Origin of the sequence: Flavobacterium sp. DG2-3 (assembly GCF_030730925.1) — a bacterium.
Taxonomy (GTDB): domain Bacteria; phylum Bacteroidota; class Bacteroidia; order Flavobacteriales; family Flavobacteriaceae; genus Flavobacterium.
On sequence record NZ_JAVAMB010000003.1, the window covers coordinates 21,721 to 41,507 of the forward strand.

At 33.8% G+C, this 19,787-nt stretch carries 19 protein-coding genes and 1 pseudogene; 7 read left to right on the forward strand and 13 right to left on the reverse strand.

From position 1 onward, the window contains the following. Positions 1-204: 204 nt before the first annotated feature. Entirely contained in the window at positions 205-1,569 is a 1,365-nt protein-coding gene (locus tag Q9Q97_RS06150; protein ID WP_306155619.1) for a saccharopine dehydrogenase family protein, read from the reverse strand. Between the two features lie 187 nt (positions 1,570-1,756). Between Q9Q97_RS06150 and Q9Q97_RS06155 the strand changes: the two genes are divergently transcribed. Both Q9Q97_RS06155 and pckA read left to right on the forward strand, forming a co-directional pair. Further along, positions 1,757-2,143: a DUF423 domain-containing protein gene (locus Q9Q97_RS06155; protein ID WP_306155620.1), complete on the forward strand. Its 387-nt coding sequence runs from the start codon at positions 1,757-1,759 to the stop codon at positions 2,141-2,143. Between the two features lie 301 nt (positions 2,144-2,444). Continuing rightward, positions 2,445-4,049, forward strand: coding sequence for a phosphoenolpyruvate carboxykinase (ATP) (gene pckA, locus Q9Q97_RS06160; RefSeq protein ID WP_306155623.1), 1,605 nt, complete (start codon positions 2,445-2,447; stop codon positions 4,047-4,049). A gap of 390 nt (positions 4,050-4,439) precedes the next feature. Here pckA and Q9Q97_RS06165 read toward each other — a convergent pair whose 3' ends face one another. Further along, positions 4,440-5,498 (reverse strand): phytase, encoded by a 1,059-nt coding sequence (locus tag Q9Q97_RS06165; protein ID WP_306155626.1) that lies wholly within the window; start codon positions 5,496-5,498, stop codon positions 4,440-4,442. A 78-nt stretch (positions 5,499-5,576) separates the two neighbouring features. Continuing rightward, positions 5,577-8,387 (reverse strand): TonB-dependent receptor, encoded by a 2,811-nt coding sequence (locus Q9Q97_RS06170; protein ID WP_306155628.1) that lies wholly within the window; start codon positions 8,385-8,387, stop codon positions 5,577-5,579. A gap of 237 nt (positions 8,388-8,624) precedes the next feature. Here Q9Q97_RS06170 and Q9Q97_RS06175 point away from each other — a divergent pair, with 237 nt between their 5' ends. After that, on the forward strand, positions 8,625-9,725 hold the full coding sequence (locus Q9Q97_RS06175; RefSeq protein WP_306155630.1) for a DUF4407 domain-containing protein: 1,101 nt from the start codon (positions 8,625-8,627) through the stop codon (positions 9,723-9,725). Positions 9,726-9,897: 172 nt separating this feature from the next. Here the strand turns inward: Q9Q97_RS06175 and Q9Q97_RS06180 are convergent, their stop codons facing one another. The 8 genes from Q9Q97_RS06180 to ruvC all read right to left on the reverse strand — a co-directional run bounded on the left by Q9Q97_RS06180 (position 9,898) and on the right by ruvC (position 15,184). Beyond that, positions 9,898-10,602: a PH domain-containing protein gene (locus tag Q9Q97_RS06180; RefSeq protein ID WP_306155632.1), complete on the reverse strand. Its 705-nt coding sequence runs from the start codon at positions 10,600-10,602 to the stop codon at positions 9,898-9,900. Positions 10,603-10,674: 72 nt separating this feature from the next. Next, complete coding sequence (locus Q9Q97_RS06185; protein WP_306155634.1) at positions 10,675-11,046, reverse strand: MmcQ/YjbR family DNA-binding protein; 372 nt, start codon at positions 11,044-11,046, stop codon at positions 10,675-10,677. A 7-nt stretch (positions 11,047-11,053) separates the two neighbouring features. Beyond that, positions 11,054-11,404: a DUF4260 domain-containing protein gene (locus tag Q9Q97_RS06190; protein ID WP_306155636.1), complete on the reverse strand. Its 351-nt coding sequence runs from the start codon at positions 11,402-11,404 to the stop codon at positions 11,054-11,056. Beyond that, positions 11,401-11,802, reverse strand: a complete 402-nt coding sequence (locus tag Q9Q97_RS06195) for a GNAT family N-acetyltransferase (protein ID WP_306155638.1) — start codon at positions 11,800-11,802, stop codon at positions 11,401-11,403. The genes Q9Q97_RS06190 and Q9Q97_RS06195 overlap by 4 nt, the downstream gene beginning before the upstream one ends. A gap of 197 nt (positions 11,803-11,999) precedes the next feature. Continuing rightward, positions 12,000-12,779 carry a cyclase family protein gene (locus Q9Q97_RS06200; RefSeq protein WP_306155640.1) on the reverse strand — a complete coding sequence of 260 codons (780 nt, stop codon included), beginning with the start codon at positions 12,777-12,779 and terminating at the stop codon, positions 12,000-12,002. 56 nt (positions 12,780-12,835) lie between these two features. Beyond that, on the reverse strand, positions 12,836-13,213 hold the full coding sequence (locus Q9Q97_RS06205; RefSeq protein WP_306155643.1) for a GxxExxY protein: 378 nt from the start codon (positions 13,211-13,213) through the stop codon (positions 12,836-12,838). Between the two features lie 115 nt (positions 13,214-13,328). Then, positions 13,329-14,474, reverse strand: coding sequence for a radical SAM family heme chaperone HemW (gene hemW / locus Q9Q97_RS06210; protein WP_306155645.1), 1,146 nt, complete (start codon positions 14,472-14,474; stop codon positions 13,329-13,331). A 155-nt stretch (positions 14,475-14,629) separates the two neighbouring features. Then, on the reverse strand, positions 14,630-15,184 hold the full coding sequence (gene ruvC / locus Q9Q97_RS06215; RefSeq protein ID WP_306155647.1) for a crossover junction endodeoxyribonuclease RuvC: 555 nt from the start codon (positions 15,182-15,184) through the stop codon (positions 14,630-14,632). 120 nt (positions 15,185-15,304) lie between these two features. Here ruvC and Q9Q97_RS06220 point away from each other — a divergent pair, with 120 nt between their 5' ends. Further along, on the forward strand, positions 15,305-16,249 hold the full coding sequence (locus tag Q9Q97_RS06220; protein ID WP_306155649.1) for a hypothetical protein: 945 nt from the start codon (positions 15,305-15,307) through the stop codon (positions 16,247-16,249). After that, on the forward strand, positions 16,246-17,349 hold the full coding sequence (locus Q9Q97_RS06225) for a glycosyltransferase (RefSeq protein ID WP_306155652.1): 1,104 nt from the start codon (positions 16,246-16,248) through the stop codon (positions 17,347-17,349). The genes Q9Q97_RS06220 and Q9Q97_RS06225 overlap by 4 nt, the downstream gene beginning before the upstream one ends. A 35-nt stretch (positions 17,350-17,384) precedes the next feature. Here the strand turns inward: Q9Q97_RS06225 and Q9Q97_RS06230 are convergent, their stop codons facing one another. Together Q9Q97_RS06230 and Q9Q97_RS06235 are read right to left on the reverse strand one after the other, a co-directional pair. Beyond that, positions 17,385-17,870 carry a hypothetical protein gene (locus Q9Q97_RS06230; RefSeq protein WP_306155654.1) on the reverse strand — a complete coding sequence of 162 codons (486 nt, stop codon included), beginning with the start codon at positions 17,868-17,870 and terminating at the stop codon, positions 17,385-17,387. Between the two features lie 49 nt (positions 17,871-17,919). After that, entirely contained in the window at positions 17,920-18,150 is a 231-nt protein-coding gene (locus Q9Q97_RS06235; RefSeq protein ID WP_306155656.1) for a hypothetical protein, read from the reverse strand. 199 nt (positions 18,151-18,349) lie between these two features. On the opposite strand from Q9Q97_RS06235, the pseudogene Q9Q97_RS06240 reads away from it, so the two are divergent. Together Q9Q97_RS06240 and Q9Q97_RS06245 are read left to right on the forward strand one after the other, a co-directional pair. Continuing rightward, a pseudogene (locus Q9Q97_RS06240) lies at positions 18,350-18,850 on the forward strand (DUF456 domain-containing protein). Between the two features lie 274 nt (positions 18,851-19,124). Continuing rightward, a complete protein-coding gene (locus Q9Q97_RS06245) occupies positions 19,125-19,727 on the forward strand; it encodes a DUF937 domain-containing protein (RefSeq protein WP_306155659.1) in 603 nt (200 codons plus the stop codon). Positions 19,728-19,787: the final 60 nt, after the last annotated feature.

Below are 19,787 nucleotides of genomic sequence, written 5' to 3' on the forward strand. Positions count from 1 at the left end.
AATAAATTAGCTACAAAATTATATTGTACAAATAAAAAACATAATAAAAAACTTATATTTATTTTTTTAATGTTAAAATAAAGAAGATTTCTATTGTGTGAAAATCCTTGAAATATTCCAAAAAAAAATCCGCTTCTGATGGATGAAGCGGATCAAAATTAAAAACTAATTAAAAAAAATTCTAAAATAAACATGCAGTCCAGACTAAAATAAGTCTGGATTGTATCCAAAATAAGGCACTTTCTGTTCGTTAAAAATGACGCCATATTCTTCTAATTCGTTCAAAATGGGTTCGTAAACTTCTTTTTTAATCGGAAGCTGTACGCCGGGAGTTGTGATTTTTCCGTTTAAAATCAATAATGTAGCAATCGCAACGGGAAGTCCGACCGTTTTTGCCATTGCGGTATAGGTTTGATCGTCGCCAATGCAAACCATTTTAGAGTCGATTTGTTTCTTTTCGCCATTCAGTTCATAACCAAACTTATGATACATGACAATCATATCTTTATCATCTGGTTCTAGTGCCCAACCTTCGCTTAAGATTTTTTCTAAAATTTGGGCAGGAGTGGCATTTGGCAGATTTACTTTTTTGTTTGGGTTAAATAAATCCAGTTCCAAGAGTTTATCCCACATAATATCGTCTTGATCTATTTTTAAGATCAATCGAGTTTTAATTTCGACAGAATCCGTTGGATGGTACGGAAGAAAAGAGTTGATAAACTGACGATAACTCATATTTTCTGACCCCTCTAAAATATAACTATCATCAGTCATTCCGAGCTGTACAAACATGTTCCATGCTCTAGAAAAACCAACTCTTCTAATTGTACCTCTATATAAAGTGAGAATATCGTCTAAACCATAAACCGAACGGTATTTGAGAGAATCTCGATTCGAGTATGCTTCAAATTTTCCGTAGCCTTCGACCTCTAGAAATTCAGTTCTTCTAAACAAAGCGCTATACGGAATGTATTTATAAGTGCCTTCCTGAATGAATTTGGCTGCACCGCCTTGCCCCGCCAAAACTACATTTCTTGGTGCCCAAGTAAATTTATAATTCCATAAATTAGTATCAGATTCTGGTGCTACAAGTCCGCCGCAGAAAGATTCGAACAAAAGCATTTTTCCGCCTTTCGATCTGATTTCGTCAATAACTTTCATGGCGCTCATATGATCGATTCCAGGATCAAGGCCAATTTCGTTCATAAAAATCAGATTGTTCTGTTTGGCATCTGTATCAAGCGCTTGCATTGCATCACTTATATAAGAAGCCGTTACCAGATGTTTTTTGAATTCGATACAATCTTTGGCAATTTCAATATGCAAATGTGCAGGAAGCATGGAGATTACTATTGAAGCATTCGCAATAGCGGCCTTTCTTTCGTCAGTATCAAAAATATTTAAAGCAAGTGGAGTGGCATTTGGATGATTTTTTGTTTTAGCTTCCGCTAAAGGCAAAGAAAGATCGGCTACAGTGATATGCAGGTTTTCTTCGCTAGATTTTGATAGCAAATATCGAATCAAAGACGATGCAGATCTTCCTGCTCCAATTATTAAAACGTTTCTCATGTTTCAAATATTTAACACAAATATATTTAAATGTTATAAATATAACAATTGAATTTGAATTTAATTGAATTTATTTTTTGAATTATAACAGAAAATAATCTGATTTTGTTCTAAATAATCGAATAAGTTAGGCGGTTTTTCAGTTCGTTTGAAGTATTTTTGCTTCAAATTTCAAAAGAGATATATTATGAAAAGAAGAATCGTTCTGACTGGAGCTTTTATTGGTATGTTAGCTATTATTTTGGGTGCTTTTGGCGCTCATTTATTGAAAAAATATCTTTCGGTAGATCAGTTAAATACTTTTGAAGTTGGTGTTCGTTACCAAATGTATCATGCTCTATTTCTTCTTTTTTTATCGACACAAAAAGAAATTGCAGAAAAGACCTTAAAAGCAATCTATAATTTCGTAGTTGCGGGTGTTGTTCTTTTTAGCGGATCTATCTATTTGGTCGCAACAAAAGACTACACATTATTCTATTCTAAAATTATAGTATTCGCAACTCCAGTGGGTGGTTTTCTATTAATTATTGCTTGGACGCTATTATTCTTTACGATTTTGAAGCGAAAATCATAAAATCCCGAAAAAAAAATTCTGTCTAAGAATTAATCTTTAATTTTGTCACATAAATAACATATAACTTTATTTGTGTGACTTTTTTGTATTTTCTGTTGTTAAACAAAAATAATATAACAAAATCACGCATTAGGTTGTAAATAAACAAATTAGGAGCGGTTATTTTTTTCTTTTTGTAATTTTTAAAGTGAAATTTCTCTTTTTTGACATTAATTAAAGTGAAATTTAAGTATTTTAAAAGGAATAAGAATTAATCTGTAATTTTGCTTTAAACAAAAAATCACACACAACTTAAAAATTTATGGACACTAATACAGTTTTCGCGCAATCGATTTCGTTAAAAGAGTTAGGAATTGAAAATGCAAAAGTTCGTTATCAACTATCTGCAGATGAATTACATGCGATTACTTTGCAGTCAGGACAAGGTGTTGAGAATTCTACTGGAGCTTTAGCAATTAATACAGGTGAATTTACAGGTCGTTCTCCACAAGATCGTTTTATCGTAAAAGACGATATTACTAAAGATCAAGTTTGGTGGGGAAATGTAAATATCCCGTTTGAACCAGAAGCTTTTGAAAAGCTTTATAATAAGGTAACAGCATTTTTATCAGACAAAGAAGTTTTTGTTCGTGATTCTTATGTGTGCTCTGATCCAAATTACAGATTGAATGTTCGTGTTGTAACAGAAACAGCTTGGTCAAATTTGTTTTGCTACAATATGTTCTTACGTCCAGAAGAGTCAGAATTGGCTAATTTTACTCCAGAATGGACAGTAGTTTGTGCTCCAAGTTTTATGGCAGATCCTGCTGTAGACGGAACAAGACAATCTAACTTTGCTATTTTAGATTTTACTAGAAAAATCGCTTTAATAGGAGGAACAGGTTATACAGGAGAAATGAAAAAAGGAATTTTTTCTGCCTTGAACTTTATTCTTCCAGTTTTCAAAAATACACTTCCAATGCACTGCAGCGCCAATGTTGGTGAAGCAGGAGATACAGCAATTTTCTTCGGATTATCTGGAACAGGAAAAACAACTTTATCTGCAGATCCAGAGCGTAAATTAATCGGAGATGATGAGCACGGATGGACAAATGAAAATACGGTTTTCAACTTTGAAGGCGGCTGTTATGCAAAAGTTATTAATTTAACTGAAGAAAATGAACCAGACATTTTTAGAGCTATCAAAAAAGGAGCGCTTTTAGAAAATGTGGTTTTTAAAGCAGGAACAAACGAAGTAGATTATGATGATGTTTCGATCACTCAAAATACTCGTGTAAGTTATCCAATAACGCATATTGATAATGTACAGCCAGGTTTGGTTGGACACAATCCTAAAAATATATTTTTCTTAACGGCAGATTCTTTCGGAATTTTGCCTCCAATCTCAAAACTAACTCCAGGTCAGGCGGCTTACCACTTTATTTCTGGATATACGGCAAAAGTTGCGGGTACAGAAGCTGGTGTAACAGAGCCTCAGCCTAATTTCTCTGCATGTTTTGGAGCGCCATTCATGCCTTTGCACCCAACAAGATATGCTGAAATGTTAAGCAAAAAAATGAAAGATGCTGGCGTAAAAGTGTGGTTAATCAACACAGGATGGACTGGCGGAGCTTACGGAACAGGAAGCCGTATGAAATTGAAATTTACACGTGCTATGATTACTGCTGCATTAAAAGGAGAATTGGATAATGTAGAATTTGTAGATCACAAAGTATTTGGAATTGCACAACCACACTCTTGTCCAAATGTTCCAGAAGAAATTCTAAATCCTAGAAATACTTGGGAAGACAAAGATTTATACGATAAAAAAGCGTTGGAATTAGCACATAAATTCAAAGCTAATTTCGCCAAATTTGAAGAGTTTGCCAATGCTGAAATTTTAGCTGGCGCACCGATTACAGAATAAAAAAAGGAATTATTGATTCAAATAAAAAAGCCATTCTAAAGAATGGCTTTTTTAGTGGTCAGTGTTCAGTCTTTTAGTGTTCAGTCTCGAACTGTCACCCTGAGCGAAGTCGAAGGGCGCTCCAATTGGAACGGGGCTTCGACTCCGCTCAGCCTGACATGCTTCTCTCAGTCAGACAATACTATTCGTCTGTCAGTATTAAAAATTTTACCGCAAAGAAACGTAAAGAAAAAAACGCAAAGGTTCGCAAAGTTTTGTTTAATAAACTTTGCGAACCTTTGCGTAAATCTTAGCGCTCTTTGCGGTAAATAGCATCATTGAAACGCAGTTTTCAGTCACAGTTTAAAGGAAAGGACTGAAAACCTGCAATTTCAAATCAACACTGAATCTTTATTTCTTTGCTTCGTCTATGCGTTTTTGAATTAAATCCCAAGCGTAATAGTGGAAAGTCATACCGTTGCTCATAGCCACGAAAAGTCCGTTTTTGTAAGCTCCGCCAAGATTAACACTTGTTACATCTGCACCGTCACACTCGATTGTAGAAGTTGGAACTTCAGCCAACAACGGGTGATTGTTTGGATTGCCTTTTACACCTTCTCTCGGGTATACCATAAAAGAATTTGCCTGCTGATTCGATACTAAAATGTATCCAGTTGAATCTGTTTTTTTGTAAATCGCAATTCCTTCGTGATCTGCTTTAAAATCTTTTTGTCCGAAGAATGCTAATTCTTTATTATCGTTTAAAGCAGGATCTGCTTTGTATTTTCTAATTCCAACCTGCTCATCGCAATAGTACACAAAACCTAATTCGTTGTCAACCGCAATCGCTTCGATTTCTTTTTTACCGCTGTAAGTTCCAAATTTGCGAACTACTTTTGCTGAAGCGAATTTTCCGTTTCCAGAAAGTTCATACTGCCATAAATAACTTCCAGAAGGTCCAGTTTTTCTTCCTACAATAGCAAAAATCTTTCCGTCGCTTGGACGAGTGTACAAAGAAACTCCCATTGGATCGCGCTGTGCTTCTCCTTCAAAAACTGGAATTCCGCCGTTATCAATTGGTTGTAAATCAGGCAAACTAAAAATTCTGATTTTATTTTCTTCTCTTTCAGTTGTAACCGCTACGTCTACTTTTTTTCCATCAATAATCAATCCGTAAGCGATATCAACATTGTTTGGACGTTTTAAAGGAATTGATTTTTTAAGGATTTTTCCATTCAAATCAAAAGCATACAAACCGCCGTCTGAATCTTTATCTGTTCCAACAATAATGCTTTTTGAAGGATCTGTCGGGTGAATCCAGATCGAAGGATCGTCTGTATCGTGTGGCAAAGCTTCTGTAACTGCTGTAGGTTTCAAAGCGTTTGGCTGAACTGCAGCTAGTTTGTCGTCTTTACAAGCGATAAATAAAACGCTTAAAAGTAAAAATGACAGTATAGATTTATTTTTCATTTTAATAATATATTTTAATGCAATTAGACAGAGCCTTAAAAACTCTGTCTAATGTAAGAATTTTAAAAAAATTATATTTTATAAGTCTAATTTCAATCCAAGATTAAAACGAGCTTGGTAATATTCAGCCTGTTTTGTATGGTCAGCTACACCTTGATAGTAACGTAACGGCTGGTTTGTTAAGTTGTTAGCTTCAGCAAAAACACGTAATTGTTTTGTGATTTTATAAGAAGCATTTGCATCTAAGAAAAATTGTTTGTCATAATAGCTGTCTTTGTAAGACTCAGAACCTAATTCGTCTAAGTAATCAGAGGTAAAGTTAGTCGAGATTCTAGCAGAGAAACGTTTGTTTTCCCAAGAAAGAGATCCATTAAACATGTGCGGAGTTGTACCTGGAAGACTAATGTCATTTCTTTCATTTCCGTCTTCATCGGCAATTCCTTTTGCTTTAGATTGCGTGTATGTATAGTTCAAATAGATACCAAAACCTTTTAAGAATTTACCAGGCAAGAAATCTAACTGACGTTGGAAAGCAACTTCAAATCCGTAAACATCAACATTTTCTCCATTTCTTGATTGTAAGAATGACCAGTTTTCTCCCGCTGGAATTGGGTTTACTTGATTTGGGAAATCAGCAGCAAATTTTGCATCAGTATATTGATTGTCGCTGTAGTTGTAAATGAAATCATTTAATCTTTTGTAGAAAACTCCTCCAGAAATTAAACCAACAGATTTGAAATAGTTCTCTGCCATGAAATCATAATTGTATGAATACGTAGCTTTAAGATCTGGATTTCCAGCTGTAATTTCTTTATCTGCAGCAATATTGTTTACGTAAGGTGCTAAAGCATAATAATTTGGTCTTGCTAAAGCCGTTGTAGCAGCAGCTCTTAAAATTAAATCTTTTGTTGCATTGTATTGTAATGAGATACTTGGCAATAAATTAGTGTACGAGTTCGTGTTGTTGATTTTGCTCTCTAATTCTTCTTCGTCAAGTACACGGTTTCCTGTATAATCGATATGCGTATTCTCAACACGGAAACCTAAAACCATAGAAAGTTTATCGTTAAAATCCTGATCCCATCTTACATAAGCAGCAGAGATTCTTTCTTTTGCATTGTAGTTTACTGCTAAATATTCTGCTGGATCTGTTTCTTTTTCGAATAAAGAAGCATTGTTTAAATCTAAACTTCCTAAGAAATTAGCAGATGCAAACGTTCCTGGCACATATTTACTTCCCGGATTAAAATCTCTTCCGTCATAATAACTTGTCGGAACTTGCGATAATAATTCCATATCGTCATTAATTGGAGTGTAAGAATAGAACATATTGTTTCTTTCTTTTTCTTTCAAACGAAGTCTAAGACCCGTTCTCAATCTTCCTTTTTCTCCAGCAATAACAGAGAAAGGGAAACGGATATTAACTTTTGCACCGAATTCGCTTTCGCTTGTTTCGTCTGTATTTTCAGTAACAGAGTCAAATTCAAATTCGTCAACAGATTCTCCTACAGTTGTAATCAAAGGAAATCTGATATCAGATAAATCTTGAAACATTTCTAAACCTTTCTGACGGTATTCGATATAACGCTCTTGCGGACGATACTCTCTTGCTTTTGCGTAGTTTGCAGACCAGTCTAAATCTAAAGTTGAGTTGATTAAGTGCTCTCCACGAATAGAGTAATTTTGAACTCTTTGGTCTTCTAATCTTCTGTTTTTGTTTCTATTGTTGTCAACACCACCTTTAGTCTGACGTTTTACACGGCCTTCAAAACCTGTAATTTCTTCGCCATTGTAAATTGGTTCAATATCATCATAAGTGGTTCTGAAGCGGTTTTCTCTATCGTCTCTCCAGTTGTAAATAGCATTAGCAAAAATCGTATTGTTTTCGTTGAATTTATAATCAAAAGCCAAAGAAGCACTTCTACGAATACGCTGTACATCATATTTTCTAATTTCAGAAGCTTGCAGATAATCATTTCCGAATTCATCTTTTACCCATTCGTTTTCGATATTATCAGAACCGTAATCTACATTGTTGTAAGATCCGCTGAAAACAACTCCTAATTTATCATTAGCAAATCGGTTACCGTATACTAAACCTGCAGTGTAAGAAGCATGGTCGCGAATTGGTAAATAACCTCCCGCAAGAGTTGCAGAAATTCTTTCTCCGTTTGGAGTTGCTCTAGTAATTAAGTTTACAGAACCTCCAATTGCATCTGCATCCATATCAGAGGTAAGGGTTTTGTTTACTTCGATTGTCGAAATCATATCAGATGGAATCAAGTCCATTTGAACGTTTCTATTATCTCCTTCCGCAGAAGGAATTCTATCACCATTTAAAGTTACAGAGTTTAAAGACGGAGCCAAACCTCTAATAATGATATTTCTAGCTTCACCTTGGTCATTCTGCATCGTGATACCAGGCACACGTTTTAAAGCGTCTCCCACGTTAGCATCTGGAAAACGTCCCATCTGATCTGATGAAATAACGTTTCCAATGTTTTTATTGTTTTTTTGCTGGTTCAGTGCTTTTGCCTGACCTTTTACGATATCTCCAACAACAACTTCTTTCAGCTCATTTTCAGAAGCCTTAAGAGAAAAGTCAATTACGTTGTTTTTTCCTGCTTCTACTTTTATTTCTTGAGTTAAAGAAGTATAACCAATATATTTTACTTCAACTTTGTAAGTTCCTTCATTAATATTTAATAATTCAAAACGACCGTTGTAGTCAGAAACGGTATATTTTTTCTCGCCTACAATTTGAACCATAGCTCCAGGAAGAGGCAGTTTGTCGTCGGCATCTAATATCTTTCCAGATATAATGGCCTTCTGAGCAAATCCTGTAAAGGCGAATAAAAAGAATAAGGTTAGTAAATAGAATTTTTTCATTGTGTGTGTTTAGTTTGATTTCGGTTGCGAAGCTAAACCTCATGTATTAATAAAGCCTTCAAAAAAAATTAACATAGTGTTATGATTAGCCACATAATTTTAGATTTTAGTAATCTTTAAATAACATACGACCCATCAAATAATTGATTCACAAGTAAAAAGAAAATGATATTTTGATTGTAATTGAAAATTTGGCGTTAAATTTGCCGTATCATCATTAATCAAAAATCATCAATCATGTTAAAACAATTTTTTATCCTATGTTCAGGAGTCGACCGAGACATCCTGAAAGACTGCTCAGAAGGCGAGCAAACCAAATATGTTGGTATTGGCGCCACGGTTTTCTTTACAGCAGTTATGGCTTTTTTAGCCTGTGCTTATGCGCTTTTTACCGTTTTCGATTCTATTTATCCCGCTTTGATTTTTGGATTTGTATGGAGTTTATTGATTTTTAATCTAGACCGTTTTATCGTTTCGACTATTAAAAAAAGAGATCGTTTTATGGATGAATTCCTGCAGGCGACTCCACGTATTGCTTTGGCTATTATTATTGCGATTGTAATTTCAAAACCTTTAGAAATTAAAATTTTCGAAAAAGAAATCAATACCGTTTTATTGAAGGAAAAAAATGAAATGGAATTGGCAAATAAGAAGCAAATCGGAACTTATTTCAAAACAGATTTAGATAAAAACAAAGCTGAAATTGCGGCGCTAAAAGCGGATATAGTTAAGAAGGAAAAAGAAGTAAACGCTTTGTATTCTACTTATATTACAGAAGCTGAAGGAACTGCGGGAACTAAGAAACTAGGAAAAGGCCCAGTTTATAAAGAAAAACGCGAAAAACACGATGCAGCGCTTAAAGAATACGAAACATTAAAAACAACTAACGAAGCCAAAATCGCTGAAAAAGAAAAAGCGGGAAAACAATTGCAAGCTGACTTAGACAAGAAAGTTTCGCAGACACAGCCCATCATAGAAGGTTTCGACGGATTAATGGCGCGTATCAATGCGTTGAATAAACTGCCTTGGCTTCCGTCTTTCTTCATTATGCTGTTGTTTCTGGCAATTGAAACTTCGCCGATTATAGCCAAATTATTAGCGCCAAAAGGAGAATTCGATTTTAAACAAGAAGAAGCCGAAACCGCGATGAAAGCAACTTTAGCGCAAAACAAATATCAAAGAGATTTATTGGTTAAAACTAGTGCTGAAATGCACGATAGAGTTTATGCTGATATTGCAGAAGATAAAAGTCTGTACGATTTACAGCGAAAAAACGCAAAGGAATTGCTGGAATTGCAGTCGCATAAGTTTGTAGAGAAGCAGAAAGCAACGCTTTAAAGGCTTAACCGCAAAGTTCGCAAGGATTTACGCAAAGTGCGCTATAATTTAAAAATTTTAGCCACAGATTAAATGATTATTAGGATTATAAAAATCCTTTAAATCTATTAATCTGTGGCTATTTATTTTTGCGAACCTTGCGTAAGTCTTAGCGACCTTTGCGGTTAGACTGTTACATGTAGCTTAAAATCTCTTTCTTATAAGCATCATATTCTCCTTGCATAATCAAACCATTATCAAGAAGCTTTTTATAATTCTGCAATTTATCAAAAAGCTCTTCTTTAGATAATTCGCTTAATTTACGATCTCCTGTCGGAGCAGGTGCCTGAGGTGTAATTTGTTCGTAAGTTTCATAAACCGGGGCTGCAGGCAGAATTTCAGCAAAACTTGTTACTTCTTCTGTTTCTACTTCTTCAACTTCTTCAATTTCTGGTTCTGCTTCTTCCACAATTTCTTGAACTGGAACTGCAGTCTGAACAGGATTTTTCAATAAATCCAATTGCTCTTTAGCATAAGTATAAATTTTTCTAGCCTGAATTTTCGGGATATAATCAATAGAAACCGCTAAATCAGTTTTAGTTCCAAAAGAAAATTCAGAACCTAAAATATTTTCCTTCACAAAAGTACTTGCAATATCATCCCAAGTATAATCTGTAAAATCCATAGAAAGACCTAAATTTTTAGGCTTGCAGATAATGATACGCTTGTTTGTTAATACAATACTATCTGGAAAAACAGTAATTGCAGGCTTTTTTTGCACTGCTATATATCCAACTTCTTCGCCTTTCATTAATAAATCGGTAAGTTTCGAAGTGATTTTTTCAATCGCTTTTGGATCTTGTTCTTCGTTTAAAAACTTTTTAAATTGTTCTTTCATTTCTTATAAGGTTCTAAGTTTCTAAGCTGCTGAGCGGCTAAGTTTTTTTTACTGACGCTACAAATGTAATGCCTAATTTTTTAATTCGATAATTTCATTTTGAATTTTCTTCGTTAAGCTTTTGAAAACTAATTCGTAAGAATGGTCGATTAATTCTTTTACAAATTTATCAGGCAGATTTCCGTTTAGAGCTACCGTATTCCAATGCACTTTACTCATATGAAAACCTGGTTTTATTTCGTCATATTCAGCTCTGAGTTCCTGCGCGCGGTCAGGATCACATTTTAAATTGACCGATTGCTCGTTTTTTTCCCATTGTGAAAGTGAAGACAAAGCAAACATTTTTCCTCCCACTTTAAACACCAAAGTATCTTCATCAAAAGGAAAGTGTTCGCTGACACCTTTCTTTGAGAGACAATATTCGTAAAAAGTTTCTAAATTCATAATTTGTTTATTTACCGATTTCGCCTAGATGCGTGTATTTAAAACCTTTTTCATATTTAAGACCGTAACCAAAAATTCGATCCATTGCCGAATGTGAAAATAAAATAATTCCGGCTAACTGCATAATTTCGATATTCAAATAACATCCTGCTGCATAAATTAAAAGAGCAATCCCTTTATGATGAAAGGCATTGTAGAAAAAAGCTCCAATTTTATTTCCGAAAAGATAACCTAACATAGATAAATCAGGAGCTAAAATTAAAGCCAGAAACCACCACCATTCATAATTTAAGCGATTGAAAAGAAAGATTCCAAGAATAAATAGAGAGGCTTCTTCGAGTTTTAAAACTGTTTTCATTTGATTACTTTTTCCATCATTTTTTCAGGATGCGCTAGTTTTGTAAATCCGAATTTCTCGTATAAAAAGTGCGCATCGGTTGTTGCCAAACGCCAGATTTTGACTTCTTGCAATTGCGGTTCTTTCATCATAGCATCGATTAGGATTGAAGAATAGCCTTTTCCACGATATTGTTCATCAATAAAAACATCCATTAAATAAGCAAAAACGACATAATCAGTTATTACGCGTGCAAAACCAATTTGTTTATCATCTAAATAAATTCCAAAACAAAATGAAGCATCAATTGTACGTTGCACTTCGTCCATCGTTCGCCCCGCCGCCCAATAAATGTCCTTTAAAAAATTTTGTATAAACGGAACGTCGAGTTTTGTTTTATCTGTCGATACTTCTATCATTTCGTTGAGTTTTTTTGCCACAACCCGAGCGATAGCGAACAGGCGAAGCAATTTCACTAATTACTCTAATTTCTTTTTTTATTTAGCCACAGATTAAAAGATTTTCACAGATTTTTTAATTATTTTAATCCTTTAATCTGTGGCAGAAAATAATTAAAATAAAATTCGTGCAAATTCGTGCAATTCGTGGCTAACTTTTAAATCTTGTATAATACAGGCTTACTAGGACTTGCGTCGTTTTCAAAAGAAGCGATCTGCAAGTTTAGGATATAATCTCCGTCTTCAACTTTATCAGAAACATAAATCATTTCTGTAATTGTTGCATTTAATCTCGCATCTGAATTTAAATTGTGCGTGTCTTTTACATTCCAAAATGCTTTATGCGCCAATAATTTTCCTTCGTCATGCTCTTTGTCAACACTTGGCAAATCGATCAATAAATGTTGAATTTCGCTTTCGCGGATGAAAATCGCTGCTTCTTCTGAAAGATACGGCGGATTGGTATTCGAATATTTTCTTGATTTTTTGTCCTGTTCATTTGGAATTGTTCGAATAATCAAAGCCTCAATTGTCTTGCTGAGCGGAGTCGAAGCATCTTTTGTCACATTGAGCGGAGTCGAAATGCTTTCCTTCGTAATCACAAAATCTTCACCTTGTTTTTCAGGTTCAACCGTAATCAATCTCGCAAAAAAGAAAAACTGTTTTAAAGACTGATTAATGCTGTAAAAATCATTGGTAATATGCCCCAAACATTCCGTATGCGTTCCATGCCCATGCGGATTAAAGAAAATATTATTAAAATTCGTCGATGATTTCCCTTCCGAAACTTTTCCGATCCAATCGCCAAAAACTACAGGTTCTATACTTGGTTTTTCAATATACCAAGCAATCGGATTTTCATCTGTATTCGTTAATGGAATTGAGATATCAATAGGTTTTGACAAGTCTATTTGGAAGTTGTTGATTGTTGCTTTCATATTTTTGGTTTAACCGCAGGGCACGCAAAGAATTACGCAAAGGTCGCTAATGTTTTTTAAAGATTGTTCGCGACTCTTTTAATTCCATTTTTTAATAAGGAAACATTAAAGTTTATTAATAATCCTAGTTTACAATTTGTTAGTTTTAAATAGGTCAATAGTTGAGCAAAATGTACTTCATTTAAACAATCAACCGCTTTTATTTCCAAAATTAGTTTATTTTCAACTAAAATATCTAAGCGATAACCAACATCCAATTTTACTTCTTCATAAATTAGTGGTAATGCTTTTTGTTTTTCGACATAAATGCCTAATTTCTTTAGTTCATAGAATAGACATTCTTCATAAGCGCTTTCCAAAAGACCTGGACCCAAAGTTTGGTGAACTTTCAAAGCGGAATTGAATACAATTCTTGATAAATCATTTTCTAACATAGTGTTTAAATAAAATTAAACTCAAATATAGAATTTTGAAATCAAAAAAATAGCTTAATTCTTACAAAAAAAATAAAAATAGCGTTCTTTGCGTAATTCTTAGCGAACCTTGCGGTTAAACTTCAACATCCAAATAAAACAAATCGCTAGCAATTCCATCCGTTAGAAATTTTCCTTTTAAAGTTGGTTTCAAGATATTGTTTTCGATTGAAAGCAAATCATCGTTTAAGAATTTTTGAGATTGCTTTTTAAGATAATTCAAATATTCGATTCCAAATTCGTTTTCAATTCTTTCCAGAGAAACGCCCCAAATCGTTCGTAAACCCGTCATAATGTATTCATTATAACGGTCAGAAATGGTTAAAGTTTCCGTTTCGATCGGAAGTTCGTTGTTTTGAATTGCTTTTAGATAAAGCGAATTATTAGCAATATTCCAACCTCGTTTTTCTCCATCATAACTATGTGCCGACGGACCGATTCCGATATATTTTTTGCCTAGCCAATACGCCGAATTATTTTTGGAGAAATAATTTTCTTTTCCAAAATTCGATAATTCGTAATGAATAAAACAGTTTTTCTGAAGCATGTCAACCAAAATCGAGAAATGATTAGAAGCCGCTTCATCCTGCGGTTCAGCAATTTTCCCAGTCTGAATTAATTTGCTCAAAGCTGTTTTTGGTTCGACCGTCAAAGCATAACTCGAAATATGCGGAATGCCAAAATCCAAAGCAATTTGAATATTTTGTCTCCACATTTCGTCACTCATTCCTGGAATTCCATAAATTAAATCCAACGAAATATTATCAAAATATTTGGTCGCTTCTTCCAAACATTTTTTGGCTTCCGCCGAATTATGAGCACGGTTCATCATTTTCAAATCGTCTTCATAAAAAGACTGAATTCCGATGCTTAAACGATTTATCGGACTTTTTGATAATTCTAAAATTCGTTCAGCAGACAAATCATCTGGATTGGCTTCGAGCGTAATTTCTGGATTTTCGGCAACTTTATAGTTTTTATAAACTTCCTCAATCAGAAAATTGATTTCAAAAGAAGTTAAAACCGAAGGAGTACCACCGCCAAAATAAATGGTTTCAATGATATTGTCATCCTGAGCGGAGCCGAAGGGTTTACGCATCGCAATTTCTTTAGCCAAAGCCAAAACCATCTCATCTTTCTTCTTCATCGAAGTCGAAAAGTGAAAATCGCAGTAATGACAAGCCTGCTTGCAAAATGGTATGTGAATGTAGATGCCTGACATTTTTAATTAGATAATTAGAGAATGTGTCAATTAGATAATTTATTTAGTTGTGTACAGAATTATCTAATTTTCAAATTATCTCAATTGACAAATTTAACTAGATAATTTATTTCAGTGTCTATAGAATTATCTAATTATCAAATTGGCACATTGACTCATTTCTTAACTCTATCCTCGTTTTGTTTAAAAAATGCGTCCCAACCTGAATAACTTTTTCCAGCGACCACTTTTCCAGAATTAAAGTGATGACAAACCGCAGCCGCCAAACCATCTGTAGAATCAAGATTTTTTGGTAATTCTTTTAATCCTAAGAGCTGTTGCAGCATTTTAGCAACCTGCTCTTTGCTGGCATTTCCGTTTCCAGTAATGGCCATTTTTATCTTTTTAGGTTCGTATTCTGTAATCGGAATTCCTCTTGAAAGTCCCGCAGCCATTGCAACCCCTTGCGCACGGCCAAGCTTAAGCATAGACTGAACGTTTTTGCCAAAGAAAGGTGCTTCAATCGCAATTTCGTCTGGGCAATGCGTTTCAATTAATTCGATCGTTCTTTCGAAAATGATTCTTAATTTTTGGTAATGATTATCGTATTTGGAAAGCTGCAGTTCGTTCAATTGCAGAAATTCCATTTTTTTATTGGTTACTTTTATCAGTCCAAAACCCATGATTGTGGTTCCGGGGTCAATACCTAATATGATGCGTTCTTGTGTCATTCTTAGTTGGTTACACAAAGTTTCGCTAAGCTGCCACAGAGATTCACAAAGTTTTTATTTTCTCCGTGCATCTTTGTGATTTCTTCGTGAATCTTTGCGAAATAGCTTTACTTTTGCGGCATGATTTCAATTCCTCACAAAGCTAAGCAATTCCTAGTTCTTCTGGCCAAACTTTTAATCGTTGGCGGTGCATTTTATTTTATATACAACCAGCTGGCGAATAACGACAAATTAGACTGGCAGAAGTTTATTGTATTGTTCCAAAAAAATCAATCGGTTTTAGGGATTTCGTTTATTTTGCTTTTGAGTGTTTTGAACCGCTATTTTGAGATTTTGAAATGGCAGAATCTCGCGCAGGTTATTCATAAGATATCGCTTTACGAAGCTACAAAACAGGTTTTAGCCGCTTTAACAGCTGGGATTTTTACGCCAAATGGAGTAGGGGAGTACGCAGGAAAAGCGTTATATTATCCAAAATCGGAGGCCAAAAGAGTCGTATTTCTAAACTTAATCTGCAACGGAATTCAGATGATTTTAACGATCATTTTTGGAGTTTTCGGACTGCTATATTTCAATGCGCAGTTCAATGTTATTACAACCAAAACAGTGCTGATTCTTTTCGGAGGATTTCTATTGCTTTTAATTCTACTTTTTTCCATCAAAAAAATAAAAATTAAAGGCTATTCTATTGAAAAACTAATTCATAAAATCAATGAAATTCCAAAATCAGTTCATCAGAAAAATATCTTTTTAGGAATCTGCCGTTATGTGGTTTTTTCGCATCAATATTACTTTTTGTTTTTGGGTTTTGATGTCGATTTGCCGTATTTGACATTAATGGCAGCGATTACATCGGTTTATTTTTTGGCTTCGTCATTACCGACTTTTCAGTTTTTAGATTTTGCCGTAAAAGGAAGTGTTGCCATTTATTTCTTTGGAATTCTGGGCGTAAACGAATGGATTGTCATTTTCATCTCTACTTTGATGTGGTTTCTAAATGTAGTTCTGCCAGTTGTTTTAGGAAGTTATTTTGTATTGAATTTTAAAACCAAAACGACAGAATGATTTTTGGATTTTTTTCCATATTAGCCATTTACATCATAAGCATTGCTTTGCTTATTTATGGTTTTTTTAAAATAAAAACATACCAAAAAAAGAATCTAGATCCGAAAACTAGTTTTACGATTATAGTTCCTTTTCGGAATGAAAAAGAAAATCTTCCAATACTTTTAGAAAGTTTTTCTAATGTGAATTATCCAAAAAATCTATTCAAAGTTATTTTGGTAGATGACAGCTCTATCGAGAAATTCCAAATTTTAAATTCCAAATTCCAAGTTTTTATTGTTGATAATTTCAGGACTTCTAATTCTCCCAAAAAAGATGCCATTACAACCGCAATGCAACACGTGAAAACCGATTGGGTTATTACCACCGATGCCGATTGTATTGTTCCTGAAAACTGGCTTTTGACTTTTGATAATTACATTCAAGAAAATAAAGTTTCAATGCTAGCTGGAGCTGTGACTTATGAATGTGATAACTCTTTTTTAGATCATTTTCAGCAATTAGATTTAACAAGCCTGCAAGGCGCAACAATTGGAAGTTTTGGTTTGAAAAATGGCTTTATGTGCAACGGAGCCAATTTTGCGTACAAAAAATCATTATTTGAAGATTTGAATGGTTTTGAGGGCAACAATAAAATTGCAAGTGGCGATGACGTTTTTTTACTGCAAAAAGCAATTGAAAAATTCCCGAAAGAAGTCCATTACTTAAAGGCAGAAGAGGCAATTGTCACAACAAAGCCAACCGAAAATTGGAAATCTTTATTTTATCAAAGAGTGCGTTGGGCCGCCAAAACAAGTTCTTACAAAAGTACTTTTGGTAAATTTTTGGGGCTAATTGTTTTCTTTGGAAATCTAAGTTTTGTTGTTGGATTTTTTCTTCTGATTTTCGGAATCTGGCCTTATCCAATTTTTGTAATTTTTGCTTTTGCTAAAGTTGCAATTGATTTTGTTTTGCTTTCAATAACGAATCAATTTTTGACTACAACGAGAATTAAAAGCCTTTTATTAAGCAGTTTGCTTTATCCGTTTTTTAGTTCAACTGTCGCTTTGTATAGTCTATTTGGTTCTTACGAGTGGAAAGACAGAAAATTCAAAAAGTAACTTATAATAAGCTTATATGCCTTACATGGTTAAATTTATTTATCTTCTTTTGCTTTTATAATAACCGGCAAAATAAATTGCGTTTTTACTGGAATCCCACGTTTTATGGCTGGATTTACTTTTGGGAAATCGACTAGACGCGCATGCAGTATGCTGTCGATTTTTATGGTGTCGTAAGCCACAGAATCTTTAGGAAACTGAGGCTCAAACTTCATCGTAGAGTTAGGAAAGACAGTTACTTTAACTTCAATTGTATCCAATTCAGGATATAAAATAGACAACGTATCGATGTTTAATTTTTCCTGAATGAGACTCGACATTACTTCAAAAAAGCATTGCTGGCGAAGTTTTTTATCTGCAATTTTATCGCAATCTGGTAAAGAAGGATATTCATCAACTTCTTTCCAATTGATTGATTTTAATTCCTTTTGAAGTAACTCTTTTTCAGACGGAACCTGCTTCTCAAAGTATTGACAAGAATTAAAAAGGAGACAAATGAAAAATAGGAAAAACTGCTTCAAGATTTTAAAGTTGAATTGAATAGAAAAAAATTGTGGTATAAAAATACGATTATTTTTTTTGAGATGCTTTGTATTCTAAATAATCTTCATAGCTTTCCGACAGCCATTTTTCTTTGTTTTGAGCGGCAACTTCTTTTTGATCAGGATACAAACGAGCAAGACGATCAGAAAAAGTGGCAATTTGAACCGTATAGTCGTAATATTCGGTCTTAGTCAGCAAAATATCTGGATTGTTTTTCTTGGTAAAAAACTCAAAGAAAAGCGCATCAAATTCCTTCATAGAAAAATTTAAAATCTTTTTCTTGTTGATTCGATATAAGCTGTCTTGCAATATTTGATCTTGTAAAGGAAGTTTTTTTGTCTGCGCATTGCTATTCTGACTAATCGCAAAAATTAGAAATGTATATAGTAATATTTGAATTATATAACGCATCTCACAAAATTTAATGTAATTTGTAGGTGCAAAATTACAAAAAGTTATGGATTTAATCTTAGTATTATTAGGTTTTATATGTATGATTGTTGGAGTTTTCGGGAGCTTTATACCTGTTCTTCCTGGCTTATCTTCTTCGTGGGTCGGACTGCTTTTGCTGTATCTCACAAAGGCAGTCGAAAATAATTACTGGGTATTAGGAATCACTTTTGTTGTAATGGTCATTATTACAATATTAGATTATGTAATTCCTTCAAAAGGAACAAAAAAGTTCGGTGGGAGCTCCTAAGGGGTCTGGGGAACCAACATTGGTTTGATAGTCGGAATTTTAGCGCCAATTCCGTTTGGAATTATAATCGGACCATTTGTGGGTGCTTTTATCGGCGAATTAATGTATGACTCTCAGAATCATCAAAGGGCCTTAAAAGCAGCTACTGGATCGCTATTAGGATTCCTCGCTTCGAGTTTTGTTAACTTTCTGTTTGCAGTAGTTTATTTGGGTATATTTTTAAGCATTATGTGGGAATATCGAAACATTTTATTTTAATTCTATAACATTTTCAGGTCTTTAGCTTTAGAAATAAAAACAAACAAAAGGTTTTTCTTACATGTTTTTATTTTGTAATTGAAGGCGAAAAGGTTGTATTTACTAGTGTTAAGGAGTTTTTATTGTTAAGAACTGGTTATTAGGAAGGTAAATTTTTAACTTAATTTTTGGAAATGTTAAAATATTTTATATTTTTATCACGATAAACGATAAAAAGCCTCATTTTATCGATTATTTTAAACGAATATAAATAATCATTTTTTAAGTTATGAGTATGACCCCAAACCTACAAATTGAACTTAGACGCTTTATTTCTTCTAATGTTGTCTCCAAGTTAAACAAGTTTTATTTTGAGAATGATGCACTGCTAATAAAGGGAATAGACGTCTCGATCGGCACGATTTTAATGGGACTCTACAACAAAGCCGAAGAATCTGATTTTTATTCTGAAATCGTTTCACTAATCCAAGAAGATTCCACTTTTTACCAAGAAGTAGATTTTAATGCAGGCAGAATATTATCAGTCGACGACTGTTACCGATTAGAAGGAAATATATTGCTGAAAGAATTATTTGCTAATAAAAAAGGCAGAATTTCAGAAATGGTTTCCAATGAAGTTGGTATAAAAAGCGAAACAGCTCGTGAAATACTTAACTTTTCAGCATTACTTGTAATGTCTTACTTAAGATACAATCTTCAATTAATAGAAAGTTTAAAACTTCTTTTAGACGACCAAAAAAGAGAAATTTTAAACAGTATTCCTCCCGGAATCAAAATCATCCTAGGCTTTTCATCTTACGAAACAGTAGAAGATAAAAACCAATCTATCGGAAGATCTATTTTTACCCTTTTCGGACATAATTTCTTTAGTTTCTAAAAATAAAAAATCCCATTTTCAGAAGAAAACAGGATTCATTTATAATCTTAATTTGAAAAC